This is a genomic window from Kribbella sp. NPDC104740 (assembly GCF_055583505.1).
On sequence record NZ_JBVJNV010000002.1, the window covers coordinates 1,320,243 to 1,343,529 of the forward strand.

Consider the following 23,287-nt stretch of genomic DNA (forward strand, 5'->3'; position numbering starts at 1 on the left):
CCTAGATCTGGTCCGCGTAGCTCTTGCAGCCGGCCGACGCGATCTCCAGCGCCTCAGCAGCCTGCTCGACTGCCTTGCCGGCCGCGTCGAGGATCTCCGAGATGTCCCGGTCGACCCCGGTCGCCGTACCGGCGATCAGGCTCTCCACCTGTGCGCTGTGCTGCGTGAACCGCAGCTTGAACCCGGCCAGCCCGCCTGCTGCCTGCTTGGCCTCGGCAGATACCTGGTGCAGCTGTTCCTTGAGCCGCTGTACGTCCGACACGTCGACTGCCTCTTCCCTAGGAGTTGCGCTTCTTCGGCAGCACGATCGCCGTACCCGACACCACCACCGGTACGCCGATCGCCAGCCACCACGGCAGCCCGGCAGCCATCAGTACGACGACCAGCCCGGCGCCACCCCAGCCCCACCAGCGTGCTCCAGGCAGCCGGGGCAGGCCCAGCACCCGGGACGCCGCCAGCATCGTCACCGCAGCGATCGCCGCGGCTTCCACACCGGCCAGGAACGACTGCGCCACCCACACCACGAGCAGGGCGGCCACTGTCAGGGCGGCGCTGATCGTACGGCGCTTGCGCCGCTCCTGCTCGGCCAGGGCCGCTGCCCGGACCTCCTCCAGCTTGTCGACGGTCTCCGCGAGCTGCTTGGTGATCCGTGCGGCGACCACCTCGATGTCAGCGATCGCCCTGATCTCCGGCAGCGGTACGGCGGTCCGCTTCCCGTCCGGCGGCAGCCCTGCTCGCTGCAGGCTCACAGCAGCCTTCTCGGCAAGCCCGTTGAGCCGCACCTCCAGCTTGTGGCCCCGCTCGGCCATGGCGTTGGCTTCTGCCAACGCTGTCGCCTCAGCCTGGGTCTTGGTCGCCGTACGCCGGTCCTGCTCCTGCTGCGCATCCGTACGTGCTCCAGCAACCTGCCGCAGCGCCCGGGCGTACTCAGCCCACTCCTGCTCTTCCGTCTTCATCGGCGCACCAGCTCCAGGTAGCGGTCGACCTCATCGACGCGCAGCGGCGCGTACGGGACCACAACCTGCGCCTCTGGGTGCAGCCCGTCCCACAGCAGCCCACGGTGCGGCTCCGATGCCCAGCGCACCAGTGGTCCAGCAACAGCCCGTACGCCGTCCTGCGGGTGCCGCAAGAACAGGTGGGTCGCCACGTTGGCCCGCCCGTACCCCAGCTGCTCAGTGCAGACGTGCAGCCGGTTCCACCACCCGAACGTGACCAGCCCCTGCGTGGGCCCGTCCCGCACGATCTCCTGCAGCGCGTTCGACGGGCTCTCGAAGAAACCCTCCGCGTGGACCTGCATCTTCGGTACGGCGTGCAGCCCGAAGCCCAGCAGGTACGTCGTACCGCCGACGCGCCCCTCCTTGACCATGTCGCGGAGCGCGAACAGCTTCGGCGCGACATCGCCGTGCTTGTCCACCGTCTCCACCTCGCAGCCGAGCGACCGCAGCGCCTGGATCAGCGCGCCCTTGCCCTCAGCAACGGCAGGAGCCGAGTCGGTCCCGTCCAGGAACATGAACCGCGGCGGTACGGCGGCAGCAGCCGCAGCAGACACCGCCAGCCCAGTCAGTACGCCCAGTGCATCAGCAGGTCCGTCTCCGAGCACCAGCACCCCAGCACCGGGCTCCGGCTGCACCTCAATAGCCACCGGCTCCTCGGTGACCGCAATTGGCAGCCCCATCCACGGCCGCCCCAGCTCTGCCTTCACCGCAGCAGCAGTGTCGGTCAGCCGCGCCGGCTCGGCCAGGTGGAACACACGCGGCGCCCGCGTCGTACCGGAGCGCTGCCACAGCTCATGCCGCAACTCGTCGAGCACAGGCTTGTCCGCGAAGCTGACCAGCACGTGCTGGTTGTCGTCCGGCGAGCCGAAGTTCGCGTTGAGCACCGCCTCACCACGGAACTGCAGCTCGGCAGCAGCGGTGTTCGCGGTCCGCAGGATCGCCTGCGAGTCCGCAGGGGTCGTCTTGAGCGCGATCCGGTACGGCACCTGTCCGAAGATCGAGTCCCGCCGCGTCGACAGCCGCTTGACCCCCTCGATCGTCTGCGTCGCCAGTACGACGTGTACGCCGTACGCACGTCCCAGCCGGACCAGCCGCTCCAGCAGCCGCGCCGCCTCGTCAGCCAGCTCGTCGTCGTCCTCCAGCAGCACCTGGAACTCGTCCAGCACTGCCAGGATTCGCGGCGGCCGCTCCGGCCCAGGAGCCAGCTCAGCGATGTCAGCAACGTTGCCGTGCGCCTTGAAGATCTCGCTGCGCCGAGCCAGCTCGTCGGAGAGGTGCCGCAGCACAGCGAGGCCGAACGCCCTGTCGCTGTGGATGCCGAGCACCCGGACGTGCGGCAGCCAGTGCTCGCGCTCGGCGGCCGGTCCGAGCGCTGAGAACTCCACACCGTGCTTGAAGTCGAGTAGGTACATCTCCAGGTCCTGCGGCGCGTAGCGGGCGGCCAGACCGTGGATCATCACCAGCAACAGGTTCGACTTGCCCTGACCCACCGCACCGCCAACCAGTACGTGCGGCAGCGCCGGGTTGCCGCTGCGCAGCCGGATCAGCGCCGGCGTGCGGTCGTCGTACCCGATGACTGTGCTCAGCTCATCTCGAACCGGCTGCCACCAGCTGGAGCGGTCCGGCAGAGTCCGCTCGAAGTCGATCGTCGGCAGTACGGCGATCTCGGCCAGCTCGGCCACGACGTCACAGATGCCAGTAGCAACGTTCGCCTCGAACGGCGGGTCCAGCTTGGCCTGCACGTTGGCCAGCTGGGCGACCTCCACCTTGCCGTTGGTCACCGAGACCGGCGTCAGCAGGTCCAGCAGCTGGCGCGCGTCGACATCGGAGTCGGCTGCCATCGCCGGGTCGTGGTGGACCAGGAAGCAGATGCCCCGCTCGCCACCGGTCGCTGCGAGCCGCAGCAGGTCGCGCTGGGCGAGCGTGTCGATGCCGGCCGGGTAGTCGAAGAGCACGATCAGCCGGTACGGATCGGTGACGCGCCCAGTCTCCCGGATCAGCTCCTCGAACCGCTTGTGCCCCAGCTGCGCCTGCCTGCTGGCCCGCAGCGACGACACGTCGACCAAGCTGGACAGCACCGCGTGCAGCTGCTCGGCGGTGTGCGTTGCCCTGGGCACCAATTGCGGGTACTTCGTGGTCAGGTGGCCGAGCAGGCCCATCATCCCGGTCAGTCGCGGGTCGAACGAGTCGATCCGCAGCCGGAACGGCTCGGCCGCCGCGATCAGCCGCAGCGCGGTGCTCTGCAGCAGCTGACGCGCCGCCTCCGGCCGGTCGGCGGTGACCCGCCACCCGTTCGTCCGCAGCAGCGGCGCGACCACCGGCGTACCGGCGTCGAGCTCACCAACACGCACGTACGACGGGATGCCGGCGCCGACCAGCTGGCGCGAGCGCCAGCGGGCGTCGTTCGGAGGGATGGAAGCGAGTCCGGGAGCGAGTCGGTCGGCCAGCAGCCGCGCAGCAGGCTCAGCACTGGCCAGCGCCTCAGCGGTAGCGGCCTCGACCAGCCCGCTGGACTCACGCCGGGCGATCGCCGTCTGCTCCTGCAGCTGACGGTGCAGCTGTACGGCGCGCTGGTGCTCACCACGGGTCAGCTGGTGGGCGTTCTCGAGCAGTTGCGCCAGTGCGTGTTGCAGACCGCGGATCCGGGCTTCCAGCACCTCCGGAGAAACCGGTCCGGGCGTCGTTCCCCCGTCAGGCGCCTCCGTCACGAGCACCGTCCTTCCACCTTCGCCCCGCGACCTTCACTGCCGCGGTCAACCATGTCACACCAACCGTCCCATGTGTCACTCCAGGCACCACAAGTCTCACCTGCCGACCTCTCCGTCCGCCGCCTCAGAGCGGGGCGACGATCTCGAGCTCGTAGCCGTCGCCGTTGTGCAGGAACGCGGCGTAATGCCGCGGCCCGCCGGCGTACGGGTGCCGGTCGGCGAACATCAGTGTCCACCCCTGGTCGGAGGCCTCGGCAACGATCGCGTCGACCTCGGCCCGGCTGTCCGCGTTCAGCGCGAGATGGTTCATCCCGGGCCGCAGCCGGTCGTGCTCGGTGGCGCTCAGCGCAGGGCTCTGCTCGACCACCAGGTAGCTGCCGTCGGGCGCGGTCCAGATCTGCCCGCCCGGCCAGCTGTCGCCGTCCTTCCAGCCCAAACGGCCGAGGACCCAGCCCCAGCTCTCGACGGCGCGGGACAGGTCCGGGACCCAGATCTCGACGTGGTGCAGCGCGGCGGCCATCGGAGCATTATCTGTGCTCGTCGAGACGGGTCGACACCGCCATCGAGACCAGCCCGGAGACGACCAGCCAGACCGTCGCGGCGACCAGCCACGCCACCACTCGTGCCCGGCCGCGGCGGTCGCGACCGCCTTCCCGAAGAGCCCACCGGCAGGCGCGAAGACGAGCACCAGCAGTGCCCGCGCCACGGTGGTCTCCTTGGTCATACTTCATTGTCCGAGCCGATCGCCGCGCTCGCAGCGACACGGCGCGCCTTCCCCTTTTCCAGCGGTGTTTTCCGGCCGTTCGGCGCGAAGTCCCGGTCGAGTCCCGAAGAGTTCCGGTAGAGGGCCGGTTGAGGTCCTGGGCCGGGCCGTACCGCCTTGGAAAGATTGTCCGTAGCAGGGTTTAACGTCTTTCTGGACAACGGAAACAGGATCGGGGGCACAGTGAGCGGGACCCGGATCGAGACCACGTCGTACGGCGCGGCCGCGCTGGAGCGGCTGTCCGAGGTCGTCGCGCGGCTGAAGGCCGACGACCCGATGAAGCCAGTCACGCTGCTGCTCCCCGACAACCTGACCGGTGTCGTGGCGCGCCGATTCCTCGCCTCCACAGGCATCGCGGCGTTGTACCTGGCGACACTGTCCCGACTCGCCGAGCAGCTGGCGGCCGGTCTACTGGCGCCTCGACGACCGGCGACCCGGCCGATCGTCGCCGCGACCTGGCGAACCGCCCTGTCCAGGGCAGCAGGCATCTTCGAGGAGGTCGCCGACCACCCGTCCACCATCCAAGCGCTTGCTGCAGCGCACCGAGAGCTGCGCGACCTCAGCGATCCCGCGCTGGATAAGGTCTCGGCCGCCTCCGGTCTCGGCCCGTCGCTGATCCGCCTGCACCGCACGGTCCGCGACGAGCTCAGCAGCGACTGGTACGACGAGACCGACCTGCTCCGGGCCGCCGCAGCCCGTGCCGAGGCCGAACCGGCCGTCGTCGCCGAGCTCGGTTCCCTGGTGCTGTACCTACCGCAGGAGCTGAGCCAGGCCGAGGCTTCGTTCTTCGCCTCGCTCGGGATCGCCGCCGCCGATCTCACCGTCGTCGTCGGGCTGACCGACGTCCGCCGAGCCGACCGCGCGGTCCGCCGATCGCTGGAGCGGATCGGGATCGACCTGCCGCCCTCGATCTCGAAGAACTACCCGGTCGCGACCGAGGTGCTCAACGCGTCGGACGCCGACGACGAGGTTCGCTGCGTTATCAGGGATCTCGTCACCGTGCTCGAGAAAACGCCCGCGCATCGCGTCGCCGTGCTGTACACCGCGGCTTCGCCGTACGCCCGGCTGCTGCACGAGCACCTCGCAGCGGCCAAGATCACCGCCAACGGTCCCGGCACCCGCCCGGTGCACGAGCGCGCCCTGGCACGGACGCTGCTGGAGGTCCTCGCGCTGGTCGACCGCGACCTCCCGCGCGCCGACCTGTTCCGCGCACTGGCCAACGCTCCGACCCGTGACTTCACCGGCGAGCGGATCCCGGTGCCGCAGTGGGAGCGGCTCTCACGCGTCGCCGGCGTGGTCCTCGGCGACGACTGGGAGCGGCGCCTCGGCCGGTACGCCGAGGCCGAGCGACGGACCGCCGAGCAGGAGCAGCTCACCGACGATCCACGCCCCGCGGTGATCCGCCGCGCGCAGTACAACGCGTCGCACGCGCATCGCCTGCACACCTTCGCCGTCGAGCTGCGCCGCAGGCTGGGCGCCGCCGCGGTGATGGAGAGCTGGACGCAGTTGTCGGAGGTGGTGCTGCGGCTCTTCCACGACCTGCTCGGCGACTACGCGACGCTGCCGGTCGAGGAGCAGTACGCGGCGGTCGCGGTCGAGGGATCGCTGCGCGGGCTGTCGACGCTCGACGAACTGGGTACGCCGGCCAGCCTGAGCGTGCTACGCGACGTACTGGATCTGGAGCTGCAGCAGTCCCTGCCTCGGATCGGGACGTTCGGCACCGGCGTACTGGTGGCTCCGCTCTCGGCCGCCGTGGGCCTGTCGGTCGACGTCGTCTACGTGGTCGGCCTCGCCGAAGACCTCTACCCGGGCCGCCTGCACGAGGACGCCCTGCTCCCCCACCACGTCCGCGAAGCGGCCGCGCCCGAGCTGGCCTCGGCGCGCGATCGTCTCGACGAGAAGCAGCGGCATCTTCTCGCCGCGTTCTCGGCCGGATCGGCGCGGGTTGTTGCGTCGTTCCCGCGCGGCGACCTCCGTCGATCGAGCCGTCGCCTGCCGACCCGCTGGCTGCTCGGCACGCTGCGCGATCTCAGCGGCGACCACGCCCTGGCCGCCACGCTCTGGGACCAGACGTCGTACGGCGACCGCCTGCTGACCTCCGCGTCGTACGCGGGATCGTTGACCACGGCAAGGATGCCGGCCACCGAGCAGGACTGGCAGGTCCGCGCCGCGACGGCTGGGCTGAACCTGTCGGACAGCGTGGTGGACGGCGCCCGGTCGTTGCTCCGGGCCCGCGCCGGCGACACCTTCACCCGCTTCGACGGCAACCTGTCCGGCGTCGACGGCCTCCCCGACTACGCGCTCGAGGACCGGGTCGCCTCACCGACCTCGCTGGAGTCGTACGCGACCTGCCCGCACGCGTACTTCGTCGAGCGGCTCCTCCAGGTCGAGCCGCTGGAGGCGCCCGAGGACCTGCTCGTGATTTCACCGGTCCAGATCGGCAACCTCATCCACAACAGCCTGGACGCCTTCGTCAGCCGCCTCGCGGGCTCGCTCCCCGGGTACGGCGAGCCCTGGACCGCCGAGCAACGATCGCTGCTGCTCGCGATCGGCGCCGACTTCGCCGACCGCTTCGAGGCCGAGGGCCTGACCGGCCATCCCCGCCTGTGGCAGCGCGAACGCCTGCGCATCCTCGGCGACTTGCTGGTGCTGCTCGACGACGACGATCACTGGCGCGCCGAGCACAACGCCTCGGTGGTCGCCAGTGAGCTCCGCTTCGGCCTCGACGGTGAATCACCGGTCGAGATCCCGATCCCGTCCGGCCGCGTCCTGCTCCGCGGCTCGGCCGACAAGGTCGACCTCGGCAAGGACGGCACGATCTACGTCACCGACGTGAAGACCGGCGGCTTCTCCCGGTACGAAGCGATCGAGGCTGATCCGGTCGCCGCCGGAACCAAGCTGCAGCTCCCGGTCTACGCGTACGCCGCCCGCGCCCGGCTCGGTGAGGAGTCGACACCTGTCGAGGCGTCGTACTGGTTCGTCCGCAAGGGCGGCCGCCGGATCCCGGTCCCGCTGACCGCCGAGGTCGCCGACCGCTACGTGCACACCCTCGACGTGATCGTCTCCTCAATCGCCGCCGGCCACTTCCCCGCCAAGGCTCCCGAGATCCCCGACTTCCTCTGGACCCAGTGTCCCTACTGCAATCCCGACGGCATCGGCCACAGCGAAGCCCGCGCCCGCTACGACCGCAAACGCTTCGACCCGACCCTGGAGCGCCTCGTGCGGCTGATCGATCCCACCGCCCTGCCGACCTTCGAGGAGCTGAGCCTCGATGACTGAACTGCTCGACGCTAAGGCCTCTGTGTCGCTGACCGTGGCCCGCCGCAACTCCGGTACGCGGCCCCTTGCACGGAAGAGGATCCGATGACGGAGTTGCTCGACGCGGACGCCCGCGAGCAGATCCGCACCGACACCGGCACCACGCTCTTCGTGGAAGCCGGTGCCGGCTCCGGCAAGACCCACGCCCTGGTCGAACGCGTGATCACCCTGGTCCTGCGCGACGGAGTACCGCTGCGCACCATCGCCGCCGTCACCTTCACCGAGAAGGCCGGTGCCGAGCTGCGCGACCGCCTCCGCGTCGAATTCGAGAAGGCCCGCAAAACCGCGGACCGGGAGCGCGCAGACGAGGCTCTCGACGACCTCGACTCCGCCTCGATCGGCACCCTGCACTCGTTCGCCCAGCAGATCCTGCTCGCCCACCCGATCGAGGCCGGCCTCCCACCCCTGATCGAGGTCCTCGACGAGGTCGGCTCCTCGGTCGCCTTCGAAGAACGCTGGTCCGAGCTCCAGCAACAACTCCTCGACGACGACACCATCGCCGAGCCCTTGCTGCTCGCCATGGCCGTCGGCGTGGAGCTCAAACACCTCCGCTCCCTGGCCCGCCTCTTCGGCAACGACTGGGACCTGATCACCGACCGAGTCCTCGTCGACCCACCCGAGCTCGTCGCCATGCCCGACCTCACCGGCCTGATCGCCGCCGCAGCCAAGATCGGCGCCGCCGCCACCGACTGCCGCTCCGACGACGACCGCCTCCTCCCCAAACTCCACCGCATCCGCGACCTGGGCCTCATGCTTGCCGCCGCCACCGACGCCGAAACCCAACTAGCCGTCCTCCAGGCCCTCCGCACCCTGAAGATCGGCAAAACCGGCCGCAAAGAGAACTGGCCCGACATCACCCACACCCGCTCCGACTGCACCGAAGTCGTAGAGGTCGCCGGCTCCCTCGTCGAGCTCCTCCTAGACGCTTGCCTAAGGCACCTTTCTCACTGGATCGCCGAACGAGTCCTCGAGTCCGCCGAACACCGCCGATCCGAAGGCCGCCTCGAATTCCACGACCTCCTCGTCCTCTCCCGCAACCTCCTCCGCCAAAACCCTGCAGTCCGCTCCACCCTCCAATCCCGCTACCACCGCCTCCTCCTCGACGAGTTCCAAGACACCGACCCCATCCAGATAGAACTGGCCGTCCGCATAGCCGCCGGCGCCGCAGCAACCTCAGAAAACTGGCAAGACATCCAAATCCCCGAAGGCTCCCTCTTCGTAGTAGGCGACCCCAAGCAATCCATCTACCGCTTCCGCCGAGCCAACATCGCCACCTACCTCACCGCCCAGTCCCTCCTGGGCGAAACAGTCACGCTCACCACCAACTTCCGCACCCTCACCCCCATCCTCACCTGGATCAACACCGTCTTCACCACCCTCATAACCCCCGCCCCCGAAGCCCAACCCACCTACCACCCCCTAACCCCCCACCGCCCCATCCCACCCACACTCCAGCTCGCCTCCACCTCCCTGTATACCGCCACCTCTCTAGACGCCCCCACGTCCCCAGAGGCTCCCACCTCCCCGGGTGCCACCACGTCCCCAGGCACCCCCACCTCCCCGGGCGCCACCACATCCTCAGACACCCCCACCTCCTCGGGCACCACCAGATCCCCAGACACCCCCACCTCTTCGGGCACCGCCACATCCGACTCCCCCACGCCCCCGGGCGACCCCACGCCCCCGCCCAACACCTCCACAGAACCGCCTGCCTCTCCACCGGCCGCCGCGACCTCAACCCCCGCGAACCTCACCGGCCGCATCCCCACCACCTCAACCACCAACGACCCGACCAACCCGCCCCGCAGCGACGCCAGCCCGACCACCCCGGACGCCCCCACGTCCCCGGACACCGCCATGTCCCCGGACGCCCCGACCTCCCCGCCAAACCTCCCCACCCAATCCCCTCCAGTCTTTCCACCGGCCGCCGCGACCTCAACCCCCAGCGACCTCAGCGGCCGCATCCCCACCACCTCAACCACCGACGACGCGATCAACCCGCCTCGTAGCGAGACCAGCCCACCCCCGGCCGACCCCGAACCCACCACCCCACCCCCACCTCGCCTTTCCTCGGCCGCCGCGACCGCAACCCCGGCCAACCCCACCGGCCACATCCCCACCATCCCAGCCGCCGGCGACCAACTCTCCCTCTTCACCGACAGCGACACCGACGAACAAGCACCACCAGACGACGACCATCCCCTAGCCACCGTCACCCACATCCGCCGCCACCTCACCGTCGTCCCATCACCCACCGACAAACCCGCCTTCACCGCCGCCACAGCCATCCCCGGCTGGACCCCCACCGACAACCCACCCACGCCCCAATCGACCAACGGCCCAGCAGTCACAATCCTCGGCGCCACCCCCCACAACGACCTCCCCCGCGCCCAAGCCTCCACCCTCCGCGAACGCGAAGCGGCAGACGTCGCCCACGTCATCACCCAAGCCCTGCAAGAAAACTGGACAGTCCACGACGAGAACACAAAGACCTGGCGCCCAGCAACAGCAGCCGACATCGCCATCCTCGTCCCCGCCCGCACCTCCCTCCCCTTCCTCGAAGACGCCCTCGACAAAGCCGACATTCCGTACCGAGCCGAAGCCAGCTCTCTCGTCTACCAAACCGCCGAGATCCGCGACCTCCTCGCCTGCGCCCGCGCCCTCGGCGACCCCAGCGACCAACTGTCTCTGGTGACCACCCTCCGCTCCCCCCTCTTCGCCTGCGGAGACGACGACCTCTTCACCTGGAAGCACAACGGCGGCACCTTCACCCTCACCGCGAAGACACCGGACAACCTCCTCACCCACCCAGTAGCCGAAGCCATGGACTGGCTCCGCAAGACCTACTACGCCTCCCGCTGGCTCACCCCCAGCGAGGTCCTCGCCAAGATCGTCGCCGACCGCCGAATCCTCGAAGTCGCCGCAACCGGCCCAAGGGCCCGCGACACCTGGCGCCGCATCCGCTTCGTCGTCGACCAAGCCCGCGCCTGGTCCGAGGTCCAGCACGGCGGCCTCCGCGCCTACCTGGCCTGGGCCGCCCACCAAGGCGAAGAGACCTCCCGCGTAGCCGAAGCAGTCCTCCCCGAAACCGACGCCGACGCAGTCCGCGTGATGACCATCCACGCCGCCAAAGGCCTCGAGTTCCCCATCGTCATCCTCAGCGGCATGACCGCCTCCCCCAACCGCCAACGAGGCGTCCAGGTCCTCTGGCCCCAAGCCGGCGGCTACGCGGTGAAACTAAAGTCCTCAGTCCAGACCGAAGACTTCGACCTGGTCCAACCGGTCGACGAACAAATGGACGAGTACGAACGCCGCCGCCTCCTCTACGTAGCCGCCACCCGAGCCCGCGACCACCTCGTCGTCTCCCTCCACCGCTCCAACACCCGCCGCCACTCCAGCAACGCCGAACTCCTCACCGCAGCCAACGCCCTGGAGGTCCCGAACCTCCGCCACCTCCCCCCGTCCCCAGCCACCCCCATTCCAGCAACCGCCCACACCCCACCAACCGAAACCCCAGCCGCAGGCGGAGCCGGAGCGTCCATCCCAGCCGGAGCCGGAGCGTCCATCCCAGCCAGAGCCGGTACGTCCACCCCAGCCGGGACCGGTGCGTCCACCCCAGCCCAAGCCGCAGCGTCCACCCCAGCGGCGGCCGGAGCAGGAGCCGGAGCCGCCGCTCCCGCCTCCGCCTCCGCCTCCGCCTCCGCCTCCGCCTCCGCCGACGGAACCTCTCAACCAACCCCCAGTCCATCGGCCTCCCCAACAATCTCCCCACCCCTCAACCGAGCCGAGTGGCAATCCCGCATCACCGAATCCCGCGCCGCCAGCCGCCGCCGTTCCACCCACAGCCCCTCCGGCCTGGAAGGAACCACCCCAGAAGTAGCCCTCCATCAAACCGACCCAGGCACGGCCAAAGCAGCCCGCGACATAGACCTCCCACCCTGGTCCAAAGGCCGTTACGGCACAGCAATCGGCCGAGCCGTCCACGCCGTCCTCCAGGTCATCGACCTCAAAACCTCAGCCGGCCTCGAACCAGCAGTCCACTCCCAATGCCTGGCCGAAGGCATCGTCGAGTACGCCGACGTGGTCCAAGCCCTGGTCCGCTCAGCCCTGACCTCCGAGATCGTCCAAAGAGCCGCCTCCCGCGACCACTGGCGCGAATCCTTCGTAGGCATCCCCCAGCCCGACGGCACCATCCTCGAAGGCTTCATCGATCTCCTGTACCGCGAGGACGACGGCACCCTGATGATCGTCGACTACAAAACCGACGCCATCCCCGCCGCAGCCCTCGAAGCCCGCATCGCCCACTACACCCCGCAACTCCAGGCCTACACCACCATGCTCCCCACCAAGGCAAAAGCAACGCTCCTCTTCCTGACCCCCACCAAGTCCCACGCCCACTACCTCTAACCACTTGCCCGAAGCAACCAATAACCAGCGAGCGTCCAGGTCGACGACGTCAAGCTTCCCGTGCCCAGGCCGCGCACCTCACACCCTCGGCCAGCGCGTTCTCGGGGCTCGTAATTCACATGCCGCCGACCGCCCACAGTCCGACGATCAGTACATGACCACGACCAAAGCCCACCCGCTGCTGCCTTCCACCGATCGTTCGGTGGCGGCCAAGCAGCAGACCGGCCGACCGCTGGGAGCGATCACCTCCCGCACGTGATCACCGCGCTCGTCGCGGGCCTCATCGCCGGCTACGGCATCGCCATCCCCGTAGGCGCCATCGGCACCTACCTCGTAGCCCTCACCGCCCGTACGACGCTCAAGGTTGGTGCCGCAGCAGCCCTCGGCGTAGCCACCGCCGACGGCCTCTACGCCCTCATCGCCACCATCGGCGGCTCAGCCATAGCCCCCGCCCTGGCCCCCATCACCACACCCCTCAAGTGGATCTCGGTAGCAGTGCTCCTGGCCCTAGCCACCCGAGGCGCCACCACAGCCATCACCCACCACCGCCGAATCCACACCACGAAACCCATCCCACCCCCACCCACGCCACTCAGCGCCTACTTCACGTTCCTCGGCATGACCCTCCTCAACCCCACCACAATCCTCTACTTCACAGCCCTGGTCCTAGGCGCCCAAGACTCCACAACCCCCACTCAACCCCACCAAGCCATCTTCATCACCGCGGCATTCATCGCCTCCACCACCTGGCAACTCCTCCTCTCCACCAGCGGCGCCCTCCTGGGCCGCATGCTCACCACCCCCAAGGCCCGCCTCGTGACAGCACTGACCTCGAGCGCGGTGATCACTGCCCTAGCACTACGAATCCTCATCACCTGACGACACAGTTGGCCGCGCGGGACTCGGCGAGCAACACAGACGATCAAAGTGATGCAACGATCTCTTCGGCACACCGGCCGACGATCACGGGAGTCGAAGCACGCCCACCCTCGGCCGGTGTCGCCATCCGACGGGCTCAGGTGTACCCGCAGGCATCTAGCCCGTACGCAGCACCTCGTCCAGCGGGGCGCCGGCCGCCCGCGTCTTCTCTCGTCCGCAACGCGAACACAGTCGCCGCGTGGCAGCCAAGCGTTGCGTCGTCCCCCTCCACGACGGTAGGTCACCGCAGAGCGGTGCCGTGCCCGACAATGCAGCGTCCACCGGGATAGGGGCACACGGACGGAGTCGGGCGGCGACCGCAACGTCGGCGTCCTGTGACGATTCTGCCGCCACTACCGGACGGCATCCCCAGAGCACGGACTCGTGCACAGGCACGCCGGCAGCCGCGGGCGCTCGGGCTGCATTGGGGCTCGTCGGGGGCGGTGGCGAGGATCTGCTACTTGATCTCGCGCTCGCGGGTGAGGATGGCCGCGGTCGACGTCACGCCGGCGCGCGAGTAATGCGGTATTCAGCGCTGATCGTTCCGCCACCAGGAGTCGTCCATCTCGTAGTCGTCGAGCTTCGCCCCTTGCTTCCTGACGTGCTCGACGAACACGCCAGGGAGCCGGACCTCGTGCTCGATCAGGTAATGGCTAAGCCCCTGCGGCCAGATGTAGACGAAGTCGGTCAACTCGACCGATCCGTTCCGCTGACCACACATCCGACAAGTTGCCGGGCCCAAGTAAGCCCGGGCAACCAGTCCGTGGCGCAGGTAGACCGCGGTGACGTCCCGTTCGTCCTCGTCCCAAGTCGGGTCGACGAATGAGCGGACGTCAGGCCACGCGTCGTTGCCGTCGCCCCAGTAGCCGATTCGGATCAGCTTCATCGGCGACTCCTTAGATGGAAGTACCCAGTTGGCGCAGGAAGCTGGCGTCGGACGAAAAGACCGCGGATCGGCGACCAGCGCGCTTCGACCTCGGTGTCGACAACGGCGACGCTCACGAGTCACCGGAGCGATTCGTCGGCGGCTGAGATCTCCACCAGTCGACGTCTCTGTTGACATCCTCGATTTGATCCAGCCTCGTGAGCACATGACTCACGAAGGCTTCCGGCAAGCGAACGTTGTGGGCTGTGACGTAGTTCTGCAGTCCGTCCGGCCAGTACCACTGGCCATCCGTCAATTCCAGCGCGCCGTTCGTCGCTTCGCAGAAGCGGCAGGTGGAGACTCCACCGAAGCCGCGAAAGACGACTCCGGTCGTCAGATACTCTCCGACGGCTTCGCGTTCCTCGCGGTCCCAGTCCGGGTCGACGAAGTCGTGGACGTCGGGCCAGCCTTGCGCCATCGGGCCCTGCCAGTAGCCGATGAGCCTCAGAGTGATGGGCTCTCGCGTGGGCGGTGTTGTTCCCTCGGGGCGCGGGCCTCGAACCATGGGCTGCCCTTTCCTTCCCACTCGGCGCGGTACTGGTCGAAGGTCAACGGCGCCGCGGTTCCGGGGTCGTCGTCGTTGCCGAACTCGAAGGCGCATCGCGGGCACACCTCGTACGACGGACGGCCGAGATGCACCTGGTACGGAGGGTGCATCACCAGGCCTGCAGGTGGCGGCCAGATCTCGTACGGCTTCACCTCGAGCTGGTTCTCGCCGCAGACGGGGCATTCGAAGAGCGCCGCAGCTTCAAGGAGCCATTCGAGGGCGCCTGTTGGCGATGGAGCGCCTGGGGTGTCCAGCGAGACGTTCAGGGTGTGGCTGTCCGGGGTCGAAGCGCCGAGCCAGTACCAAGTACGCCGGCTCGGGCGGAGCCACTCGATCCAGCCGGAGAGCTCCCACGGGCCCTCGTCGACGTCGCGTTGCTCTTCTGGGGTGAGCGAGTGCCACCATTCCAAGCGGCGCTCGGTTTCTTCCGGAGTCGATTCGGGTGCGCAGGAGTTGACGAACCAGCGTGGTAGCTCGACCGCCCACTCTTCGAGGCTCGGCCAGTCGTCTTCACCGAAGCGGAGGACGACGCTCAACACTTCGCGGCACCGGGCGAGGGTGGATGCGCTGTCGACGACATCCACTGCGATCTGCACGCCAATGCCTTGCAGGATGTCGTTCTTTCCGGTCAACGGAGAGATCTCGCTGCTCAGCAGCCGGCGGAGTTCCTCCTCACGCCTCAGCATCGGGCCCACCACCAGACGGACGCCTCGATTGCGAACGCGAGGTGCAAGTCGCCGACTGAACGCCTCAAGCCCCGCGTGGTCCGGGTGCTCGGCCGACTGACCGAATCAGTGGAGTCAACGCCACAGCAGCTCGGCGAGCGGCGAGGGCGGGTCGAGTACTTCCGGGCCTGAGGCATCAAGCTGGGTGAAGTCGTTGTCAGCGCAGCAATTGACAGCGATTGCTGCGACTGGCGAGCAACACGCATTGCCGCGACCGAGCTGCAGTCCATTTCGACAACCTCCACAAAGCCTCGACGGGATGTCACAGAGAGCTTATGGCGAGTGCGCACCGTCACGCTTCAGATGTTTCACGACCTGTGGATAACCCGCGCCACCAGGTGTCGTCGATCTCGACGTCGTCCATCAGGTCGGTTCGGGTCTGAATGTGGTGCATGAACTCGGCGGGGAGCTTCACGTCGTGTTCGGCGACGTAGTGCGCCAGTCCTTCGGGCCAGATGTAGACGAGGTCGCTGAGTTCGAGTGAGCCGTTGAGCTGGTCGCAGATTCGGCACCTCGACAGGCCGAGGTAAGCGTGGACGACAACACCCCGGCGCAGGTAGTGGATCGCGTCCAGACGGTCGTCTTCCCCCCAGCGCGGATCGACGAAACCGCGGACGTCCGGCCAGGTGTTGTCGTCACCATCGGCCCAGTAGCCGATCCGGATGAGCTTCATCGTCATCTCCAGGGCTTGACTCTCACGATGGTCGGCGTCAGTCGGGGCAACTCGTAGTACCTGCCACAGGTCGGGTCTCGGGTCACGGCTCTTCCGAGGGCCTGGATCTGGGTCGCCGACTGGGGTGAGAGCTCGGCGTCGTCTTCGCCGAGTTGTCGCACAAGGCTTCGAAGGCGATATCCGGTTCACCGGCGTCGAGGAGTCGGCGGATCATCTGCAACTCGTCCGCGGTCAGACGCTCCTCGACCGCCGTCGTCAGGACTTGCAATCCGGCGATGACCTCGTCCCAACTCATCGTCGGCACTGGCTGGGGTTTCTGCTCATGAGCGGGAGCGCAAGAAGGAGACAGGTCGCGCGATGAGGCGTCCGCATGGCTCTCTCCGATCGCCGGGAATCTGGTCACGGAGAGTTTACGGGGATTGCTGCGGGTTACGGGGGTGGGAGATGTGGGCTGTGGATGGAGGTGGACGTCACCCTGTGGGCGGGGCGGGGGTGCTTTCCCCTACGATGCACCGCATCCGGATTTGATCGGATTCCCGGTCGGATCGCCCAATCCGGCTGGCGGGTTCGCCACCAAGAGTGTGAGGGTGTGGCTCATGAACATCGGTAGTCGGAAGATCGTCGTGGACGAGGCGATCGCGCAGTTGCGGATCTACTGTGAGTCCAACGGCGCGGTGCTGCGGTACTACGACGGGCTTCCGGGGCTGACCACGGTCGGTGGGTCGGAGCCGGACAAGGTGACGCTGGAGGATCTCGCGCGGACGATGGTGATCGGGTCGGACCTGCGCGCGCTGGACATCCCGTGGTTGCTGGAGGTGGACGCGGACAAGGAGTTCGCGGCGATTCCGGTGGACGCGAAGCTGGAGGATGCGGCGCCGGGGTCGGAGCTGTTCGATGCCGCGATCGCGCTGGACGAGAAGTTCTCGGGGCACCGTGGGTTCGGGCACGCGAAGAAGGCGAAGCTGCTGCACCTGAAGCGGCCTTATCTCTTCCCGGTCAGCGACAGCTTCATCCGGATGACGTACAGCGATGCTTCCGCGGGGGCGGAGTTCCTGGCGGCGGTGCACCGGGATCTGGTGCACCCGGCGAACGTGCGGGACTTCAAGGCGCTGCAGGTGCGGTTGATCGCTGAGCCGGCTACTTCGGCGGCCAAGGTGCTTTCGGAGGCGCCGACGTTGCGGTTGCTGGACATCCTCGCGTCGCTGCTGGGTGAGGCTAAGTAGGCGGTACGGCGTACTGGTGCACTACATGACGCCGAGGCGGGCCAGCGGTTCGACGAGCTCGCGCTCCTCGTAGGACAGGTGGGACAGCAGGGTGTCGTCGAGCAGGTCGACGGCGGCGCGGAGGTCATCCAGAGTGCCTTCGCCGGAGACCAGGTTCACCAGCGCCTTGTCGACGTTCTCGAGGACGTCGTGGATGACGAGGTGCTCCTCCTGGAGGCGGTCGACGACTGGTTTGAGGCGGTCGTCGGCACGGCGCAGTCTCGGGAAGAGCGAGGCGTCCTCGATGGAGTGGTGCGTGGTGACGAGGCGGCAGTAGGACTCGCAGTAGGTGCCGAGGGTCCAGTTGTTCTGGCGCATGGTCATGGTGTTGATGTGGGAGCGGGCGGCGCCGACGCCTAGCTGACCGGCTGCTACCTGGTCGACCAGGTCGTGGATCTGTTCGAGCTCGGCTCGCAGGTGGTCGTGGACCTGGATGAGGTGCTCACCGGAGGAGAGCTGGTACGGCGTGTAGGTGCGCTCGGGGTCAAGCGCTGGTCCGGTGGGGCGCGCGGACTCGTCCCAGACCTGTACTGCACTTCGCCGCGACGTTGGCGGAGGGGTCGGTACGACGGGGAAGTTGGCTGAGGTCGGCGAGGAGACCGACATGGCGGAGCCGGCGGTACTGTCTTCAACAGGAGTGGCGTCGCCCGGGCCGGCGGCGTTCGCCGCGGCGGAGCGGGCGGGCGTCTGAGCGGAGAGCGAGGCGGCGCGCGCTGCGCTCACCGACTCCTTCACGCCCTCGGCTACCTCAGCGAAGCGGCGGATGTCGTCGGGGTTGTCGGAGGCGAGGATGTACGTGCTCATGCCCTCCGACAGCGTCAGCTCGGTCAGCTGGTCGATCCACAACGACTCAGGCCCCTGGAGGAAGCCGCCGGACCCCGCGAAGGTGCCGGAGAGGTTGTAGAGGCGGCGGATGGCTGACGGGTTTCGGCCGGCGGCGACAGCGGCTTCGTCGATCTGCTTGTTCAAAGCAGCAAGGGCCTCGGGGCCCACGTAGCCGCTGGAGGGGAGCCAGCCGTCGGCCAGGCGGCCGGTGAGGGCGAGCATGCGGGGCTTGTAGGCGCCCAGCCAGATCTCGACGGGGTGAGCGGGCGCGGGGCCGCGCTTGGCGCCGGTCAGCGAGTAGTGCTTGCCGGGCAGGCGGATGCCGCCGCCCTCGGGCTTCCAGACCTCGCGGATGATCGCCAGCGCCTCCTCCAGGGCGGCGATGCTCTGGCCGGCGGTCAACGACGGGCCGCCGTTCGCGGCGACGGCCTCGCGGAAGCCGCCTGCCCCCAGGCCGAGCTCGACGCGACCGCCGGAGATCAGGTCGAGGGACGCGACACTGCGGGCGAGAACGACCGGGTGCCGCAGCGGGAGGTTCGCGACGTTGGTCGCGACGCGCACGGTTCGGGTCTGGGCGGCGATCACGCTCAGCAGCGTCCAGGCGTCCGCCAGCCGAGGCTGGTACGGGTGGTCCTGCAGCGTGACCAGGTCGAGGCCGGCCTGTTCGGTCAGCTGGGCGAGGGCGATCACGCGGTCGACCTGATCGATCGCCGGTGTCAGGAACGTTCCGAAGACCAGCTCGTGCCCGTAATCCACGTCCACTCCCACAACTAGTTCGTACCACGTACTATTGTCCTGACGAACAAATTACTTCGCACCACGAACAATCACAAGTCAGGGAGCACCACCATGGACGAGACGCTGAGCACCGCGAGCAGCCTGGTCCGCCTCACCCACCTCGTGCACACCCTGTACGCCGAGGTGGGCCGCGGCTGCGACCTGACCACCGCCCAGGCGCAGATGCTCTGCTCCCTCGGCAACCGCCCGACCGGCATGGCCGAGCTGTCCGCCACGCTCGGCGTCGAGCGCTCGAGCCTCACCGGCCTGGTCGATCGCGCCGAGCACCGCGGTCTCGTCGTACGCCGGCCGGACGCGCAAGACCGGCGCGCGGTGAAGGTCGTGCTGACGAACGAAGGCATGGACGCCCTCCAGCGGTTCCACGACGAGCTGACCAAGAAGCTGGAGCAGCTCCTCACTGAACTCCCCGCGGCGGAGCGGGACCAGTTCACCGGGACGTTGCGGCGAATAGTTGCCGACGCCCCCGCTGTCTTCGCAGACTGACCAGATGATCCTGCACTCCGCGCTCCAGGCGATCGGAGCGACTCCCCTGGTCCGTCTGAGCAACACCGTGCCCGAAGGCGTCGCGCAGGTCCTGGTCAAGCTCGAGGGCGGCAACCCGACCGGCAGCTACAAGGACCGGATGGCGCTGGCCATGATCGAGGGTGCCGAAACAAAAGGCACCCTCCAACCGGGCCAGCGCGTCGTCGAGTTCAGCGGCGGCAGCACCGGCTCGTCGCTGGCGTTCGTCTGCGCGGTCAAGGGCTACCCGCTGACCGTCGTGTCGTCGGACGCGTTCGCCGAGGAGAAGCTGCGCACGATCCGCGCGTTCGGCGCCGACCTGATCGTCGTACCGAGCGAGCAGGGCAAGATCACCCCCGACCTGTTCGTCCGGATGCGCGCAGAGGTGGACCGCGTCATCGAACGCGACAACGCCTTCTGGACCGACCAGTTCAACAACACCGACGCGCTGCGCGGCTACAGCGTGCTCGGCGAGGAGCTGCTCGCCGAGCTGCCCAGCATCGACGTCTTCACCGCCGGCGTCGGCACCGGCGGCCTGCTGGTCGGCGTAGGCCAGACCATCCGCTCCAGCACCGGCCGACTCGTCGCACTAGAGCCGGCAAGCTCCCCGATCCTCACCAGCGGGTACGGCGGCCCGCACCGCGTCGAGGGCCTCGCCACCGGCATCGTCCCGCCGCTACTCACCAGCACCGCGTACGACGAAGCCCGCGCGGTCGACGAGGCCGAGGCGCGCCAGCTGGTGAAGCTACTCGCTCAGCGCGACGGCGTCTTCGCCGGTACGTCGTCAGCCCTCAACATCCTCGGTGCGATCCAGCTGGCCGCCGAACTGCCGCCCGACAAGACAGTCGTGACCGTAGCCGCCGACACCGGGCTCAAGTACCTCAACGGAGACCTATACGCCTGAGAGCGCGTAGGCCTCTTCCAGCGTCAGCAACCGACCCGCCTCGAACGCCTCGGCGTACTGCGAACCCAGCGCGGACTGCGTCGCCAGGATGATGCGCCGCCCGTCAGCCTCCTCGGCCGGCGTGGCCGGAGGGCCTCCGTCGGCCGCCCGCGCTGCGGCGATCGCGCCGAGCAGACGTGCCGCGACGGAGGGAGTGCCCGGCACCAGCGTCCCCGCGATGCCCTCCAGGGACCAACACATCGCCCGACGCGACTGCTGCTCCGCCGACAGCTCGTAGGCCTCCGCGTGCAGCGCACGAGCTCGCGCCAGCTCCCCGCGCACCTCCATCAGGAACCCCAGCTCATCCAGCACGATCGACAGGTACAGCACCGGCTCGTCCTGCCGCCGCGCCTCGTCAATCAGCGCCTGCAACCTCTCCTCGGCAGCGACCAGATCACCGCTACGCCGAGCAGCAAACCCCAGCACCAGCGCACCGAGTGACTCCAGCGGCCGGTTGCCCTGCTCCATCGCCAGCTGGAACGCCTGCTCCCCGTACGCCGCCGCCTGCGCGTAGTCGCCCTCCCGCACTGCGGTCCACCCCAGCCACCCGTACTCCCCCGCAACGTCCGGCCAGAGCCCCAGCTCCTCCGCCATCCGCAGCCCCTCGGTGTGCAACCGCACGGCACCGCGGAAGTCCCCCACCAGCTCCGCGTGCGCCCCCAGCCAGCTGGTCGCCTGCAGCAGCCCCCACCGATCGCCCAGCGCCCGGAACAGCCGAGCACTCTCCGCAGCATCCTTCTGCAGCGCCGTCAGGTCGTCAGCAACGTGCGCATGCTTCGCCCGCGCAGCCAGTACCGCAGCAGTCCCCCACCGATCACCAGACGCGGTGAAGTCAGCCAGACACTGCTCCAGCATCGCCAGCGCCTGCGGCAGGTCGCCGAAATCGCTGCAGTGCAAGGCCATCCACAGCACCGACCGCGGCCCGACCTCCGCCAGACACCGGTCCCGTACGGCGAAAGCCTCCTTGTCGCCCTGCAGATACAGGTAACCCGCCAGCCACGCCGTCAGCTCAGCTGTCTCCGGCACCGCCTCGATCGACCGCCGCGCCTCAGTGAAGCGCCCCCGCAGGAACCAGTACCAGCCAAGCGACGACACCAACCGCTGAGCCAGCAAGTCATCCCCAGCAGCAACAGCCCCGTCCAGCGTGCTCCGCAGGTTCCCGGACTCGTCATCCAGTCGCTGCAGCCACAGACCCTGCTCAGCGCCGTACAAACCAGCAGACGCGACAGCAGCGAACTCCACGTAGTACTGCCGATGCAGCGCCCGCATCGACTCGTACTCGCCGGCCTTGTGCAGCTTGTCCACGCAGTACGCCGCCACTGACTCCAGCAACCGGTAGCGCATCCCATCAGCACCAGCCACCGGTACGACGAGCGACCTGTCGACCAGTCGAACCAGTACGTCGAGCACGTCGCCCCCGCAGACCGCCTCGGCCGCCTCCGGCGTACAGCCGTCAGCGTGCACAGCAAGGCGCCGCAGCACCACCTGCTCCTCAGGGCTCAGCAGCTCCCACGACCAGTCGATCATCGCCATCAGCGTCTGCTGCCGCGGCGCCGCACCGCGATGCCCGGTCGCCAGCAACCGGAACCGGTCGTCGAGCCGAGCCACGAGCCCAGCAACGCCCAGCGCCCGCACCCGCGTCGCCGCCAGCTCCAGCGCCAGCGGAATCCCGTCGAGCCGCCGGCACAGCACAGCGACCGCCGATGCGTTCTCGGAGGAGAGCTGGAAAGCACGGTCCGCCGCAGAAGCCCTTGCCACAAAGAGCTGCACAGCAGTGGACTCCTCAACAGCAGCTCCCGGCTCAGGAACCGCCAGCGTCGGCACGTTCCACACGGCCTCACCAGTGAGCCCCAACGGCTCCCGGCTGGTCGCCAGCACCCGCAGCGACGGCGCAGACGCCAGCAACCGATCAGTCAGCGCAGCAACCTCACCGATCACGTGCTCGCAGTTGTCGAGCACCAGCAACCGCTCCCCCAGTACGCCGGCCAAGTGGTCCACGGCGTCGACCCCACCCGTGTCCCGAAGATCCAGCGCAACCTGCAGCGCGTCGGTCAGCGACCCGCTGATATCCAGCGCGTCCGACGCGATACCGGCCAGCTCCACGAACGTCACCCCGTCGCGGAACCGCCCAGCCGCAGCAGTCGCCGCAGCGATCGCCAGCCGCGTCTTGCCGACCCCACCCGGGCCGGTGAGCGTCAGCAGCCGGTCCTCCGACAGCCGCCGGTCGATCTCGACCAGCGCTTCGTCCCGGCCGATCAGCGACGTCAGCTGCGCCGGCAGGTTGTTGCGACGCCGCGGCAGGTCCTGCGTCAGCACCGACTGCTGCAGCGCAACCAGCTCCGGACTCGGGTCCAGCCCGAGCTCCTCCGCCAGCAGCACCCGCAGCTGCTCGTAGCTCTCCAGTGCCTCGCTCTGCCGACCAGCCTGGTACAGCGCCTTGATGTGCGCGGCTCTCAGCTTCTCCCGCAACGGATGCTCAGCCACCAGCGAGGCCAGCACGCTGACGTCAATACAACAAGACTCCTGAGCCCCCAGCCGCAGCTCGCTCAGCCGCGCCACAGCTGCTGACACGAAGCCGTCGTCAGCGAAGTCGGCGTACGCCGGTCCGCGCCACAGCGCCAGCGCCTCCTCCAGCCGCCCCTGCTCCAGGTACGCCGCGAACTGCAGCGCGTCGTACGTCGCGCTGTCGACCTTCAGCGAGTAGCCCGCCGGACCAGAGACCACCAGTGCCCGCGCACCGGGCTCCGCGTCCTCGAACGCTCGGCGCAGCTGCGACACCTTCGCCGACAGCGTGCCGGACGGGTTGCCGGGCAGGTCGTCGCCCCACAGGTCGTCCAGCAACCGGTCCGCCGGCACCGGTCGGCCCTCGTGCAGCAGCAGGTCGGCCAGCAGCGCCCGCACCTTCAGGCCGGGCACAGTGACCGGTTCGCCACTGTCGGTCCACGCCGCCACCGGCCCCAGCACCCCGAATCGCATGGC

Annotated in this window: 17 protein-coding genes; 6 read left to right on the forward strand and 11 right to left on the reverse strand. The window is 68.7% G+C overall.

What is annotated here, in order from left to right; genetic code table 11:
- Position 1: 1 nt before the first annotated feature.
- The 4 genes from ACZ6Z4_RS15715 to ACZ6Z4_RS15730 form a co-directional block, all read right to left on the reverse strand.
- Entirely contained in the window at positions 2–262 is a 261-nt protein-coding gene (locus ACZ6Z4_RS15715) for a hypothetical protein (RefSeq protein ID WP_012922179.1), read from the reverse strand.
- Between the two features lie 16 nt (positions 263–278).
- Positions 279–956, reverse strand: coding sequence for a hypothetical protein (locus ACZ6Z4_RS15720; protein WP_465563492.1), 678 nt, complete (start codon positions 954–956; stop codon positions 279–281).
- On the reverse strand, positions 953–3,703 hold the full coding sequence (locus tag ACZ6Z4_RS15725; protein WP_465563495.1) for an FtsK/SpoIIIE domain-containing protein: 2,751 nt from the start codon (positions 3,701–3,703) through the stop codon (positions 953–955). The genes ACZ6Z4_RS15720 and ACZ6Z4_RS15725 overlap by 4 nt, the downstream gene beginning before the upstream one ends.
- A 124-nt stretch (positions 3,704–3,827) precedes the next feature.
- The gene (locus ACZ6Z4_RS15730) at positions 3,828–4,223 is read right to left on the reverse strand and encodes a VOC family protein (protein ID WP_465563498.1); all 396 of its coding nucleotides are present in this window, start codon (positions 4,221–4,223) and stop codon (positions 3,828–3,830) included.
- Positions 4,224–4,649: 426 nt separating this feature from the next.
- On the opposite strand from ACZ6Z4_RS15730, the gene ACZ6Z4_RS15735 reads away from it, so the two are divergent.
- The 3 genes from ACZ6Z4_RS15735 (at position 4,650) to ACZ6Z4_RS15745 (ending at position 13,070) form a co-directional block, all read left to right on the forward strand.
- Entirely contained in the window at positions 4,650–7,745 is a 3,096-nt protein-coding gene (locus ACZ6Z4_RS15735) for a PD-(D/E)XK nuclease family protein (RefSeq protein ID WP_465563501.1), read from the forward strand.
- Positions 7,746–7,829: 84 nt separating this feature from the next.
- Complete coding sequence (locus ACZ6Z4_RS15740; protein WP_465563508.1) at positions 7,830–12,191, forward strand: UvrD-helicase domain-containing protein; 4,362 nt, start codon at positions 7,830–7,832, stop codon at positions 12,189–12,191.
- A 255-nt stretch (positions 12,192–12,446) separates the two neighbouring features.
- Positions 12,447–13,070: a LysE/ArgO family amino acid transporter gene (locus ACZ6Z4_RS15745; RefSeq protein WP_465563511.1), complete on the forward strand. Its 624-nt coding sequence runs from the start codon at positions 12,447–12,449 to the stop codon at positions 13,068–13,070.
- A gap of 568 nt (positions 13,071–13,638) precedes the next feature.
- On the opposite strand, the gene ACZ6Z4_RS15750 is transcribed toward ACZ6Z4_RS15745, so the two are convergent.
- The 5 genes from ACZ6Z4_RS15750 to ACZ6Z4_RS15770 form a co-directional block, all read right to left on the reverse strand.
- Positions 13,639–13,995 (reverse strand): hypothetical protein, encoded by a 357-nt coding sequence (locus ACZ6Z4_RS15750; protein ID WP_465563514.1) that lies wholly within the window; start codon positions 13,993–13,995, stop codon positions 13,639–13,641.
- Between the two features lie 112 nt (positions 13,996–14,107).
- On the reverse strand, positions 14,108–14,452 hold the full coding sequence (locus ACZ6Z4_RS15755) for a hypothetical protein (protein ID WP_465563517.1): 345 nt from the start codon (positions 14,450–14,452) through the stop codon (positions 14,108–14,110).
- 26 nt (positions 14,453–14,478) lie between these two features.
- The gene (locus tag ACZ6Z4_RS15760) at positions 14,479–15,267 is read right to left on the reverse strand and encodes a hypothetical protein (RefSeq protein ID WP_465563520.1); all 789 of its coding nucleotides are present in this window, start codon (positions 15,265–15,267) and stop codon (positions 14,479–14,481) included.
- A 331-nt stretch (positions 15,268–15,598) separates the two neighbouring features.
- Complete coding sequence (locus ACZ6Z4_RS15765; RefSeq protein ID WP_465563523.1) at positions 15,599–15,979, reverse strand: hypothetical protein; 381 nt, start codon at positions 15,977–15,979, stop codon at positions 15,599–15,601.
- Positions 15,980–16,061: 82 nt separating this feature from the next.
- The gene (locus ACZ6Z4_RS15770) at positions 16,062–16,274 is read right to left on the reverse strand and encodes a hypothetical protein (RefSeq protein ID WP_465563526.1); all 213 of its coding nucleotides are present in this window, start codon (positions 16,272–16,274) and stop codon (positions 16,062–16,064) included.
- Between the two features lie 301 nt (positions 16,275–16,575).
- On the opposite strand from ACZ6Z4_RS15770, the gene ACZ6Z4_RS15775 reads away from it, so the two are divergent.
- Positions 16,576–17,202 (forward strand): DUF6308 family protein, encoded by a 627-nt coding sequence (locus tag ACZ6Z4_RS15775; RefSeq protein ID WP_363668246.1) that lies wholly within the window; start codon positions 16,576–16,578, stop codon positions 17,200–17,202.
- 21 nt (positions 17,203–17,223) lie between these two features.
- Here ACZ6Z4_RS15775 and ACZ6Z4_RS15780 read toward each other — a convergent pair whose 3' ends face one another.
- Entirely contained in the window at positions 17,224–18,822 is a 1,599-nt protein-coding gene (locus tag ACZ6Z4_RS15780; RefSeq protein WP_465563531.1) for an LLM class flavin-dependent oxidoreductase, read from the reverse strand.
- 93 nt (positions 18,823–18,915) lie between these two features.
- On the opposite strand from ACZ6Z4_RS15780, the gene ACZ6Z4_RS15785 reads away from it, so the two are divergent.
- Positions 18,916–19,347, forward strand: a complete 432-nt coding sequence (locus ACZ6Z4_RS15785) for a MarR family winged helix-turn-helix transcriptional regulator (protein WP_465563534.1) — start codon at positions 18,916–18,918, stop codon at positions 19,345–19,347.
- 4 nt (positions 19,348–19,351) lie between these two features.
- Positions 19,352–20,269, forward strand: coding sequence for a PLP-dependent cysteine synthase family protein (locus ACZ6Z4_RS15790; protein ID WP_465563537.1), 918 nt, complete (start codon positions 19,352–19,354; stop codon positions 20,267–20,269).
- Here ACZ6Z4_RS15790 and ACZ6Z4_RS15795 read toward each other — a convergent pair.
- Positions 20,258–23,284 (reverse strand): ATP-binding protein, encoded by a 3,027-nt coding sequence (locus ACZ6Z4_RS15795; protein WP_465563540.1) that lies wholly within the window; start codon positions 23,282–23,284, stop codon positions 20,258–20,260. The two genes, ACZ6Z4_RS15790 and ACZ6Z4_RS15795, sit on opposite strands and share 12 nt — an antisense overlap.
- Between the last annotated feature and the right edge of the window lie 3 nt (positions 23,285–23,287).

What these genes read in the sequence shown, in the direction of transcription:
- ACZ6Z4_RS15720 (WP_465563492.1), bottom strand. Translation starts at nt 956, where the DNA reads ATGAAGACGGAAGAGCAGGAGTGGGCTGAGTACGCCCGGGCGCTGCGG.
- ACZ6Z4_RS15730 (WP_465563498.1), bottom strand. Translation starts at nt 4,223, where the DNA reads ATGGCCGCCGCGCTGCACCACGTCGAGATCTGGGTCCCGGACCTGTCC.
- ACZ6Z4_RS15740 (WP_465563508.1), top strand. Translation starts at nt 7,830, where the DNA reads ATGACGGAGTTGCTCGACGCGGACGCCCGCGAGCAGATCCGCACCGAC.
- ACZ6Z4_RS15750 (WP_465563514.1), bottom strand. Translation starts at nt 13,995, where the DNA reads ATGAAGCTGATCCGAATCGGCTACTGGGGCGACGGCAACGACGCGTGG.
- ACZ6Z4_RS15755 (WP_465563517.1), bottom strand. Translation starts at nt 14,452, where the DNA reads ATGGCGCAAGGCTGGCCCGACGTCCACGACTTCGTCGACCCGGACTGG.
- ACZ6Z4_RS15760 (WP_465563520.1), bottom strand. Translation starts at nt 15,267, where the DNA reads ATGCTGAGGCGTGAGGAGGAACTCCGCCGGCTGCTGAGCAGCGAGATC.
- ACZ6Z4_RS15765 (WP_465563523.1), bottom strand. Translation starts at nt 15,979, where the DNA reads ATGAAGCTCATCCGGATCGGCTACTGGGCCGATGGTGACGACAACACC.
- ACZ6Z4_RS15770 (WP_465563526.1), bottom strand. Translation starts at nt 16,274, where the DNA reads ATGAGTTGGGACGAGGTCATCGCCGGATTGCAAGTCCTGACGACGGCG.
- ACZ6Z4_RS15775 (WP_363668246.1), top strand. Translation starts at nt 16,576, where the DNA reads ATGAACATCGGTAGTCGGAAGATCGTCGTGGACGAGGCGATCGCGCAG.
- ACZ6Z4_RS15785 (WP_465563534.1), top strand. Translation starts at nt 18,916, where the DNA reads ATGGACGAGACGCTGAGCACCGCGAGCAGCCTGGTCCGCCTCACCCAC.
- ACZ6Z4_RS15790 (WP_465563537.1), top strand. Translation starts at nt 19,352, where the DNA reads ATGATCCTGCACTCCGCGCTCCAGGCGATCGGAGCGACTCCCCTGGTC.
- ACZ6Z4_RS15795 (WP_465563540.1), bottom strand. Translation starts at nt 23,284, where the DNA reads ATGCGATTCGGGGTGCTGGGGCCGGTGGCGGCGTGGACCGACAGTGGC.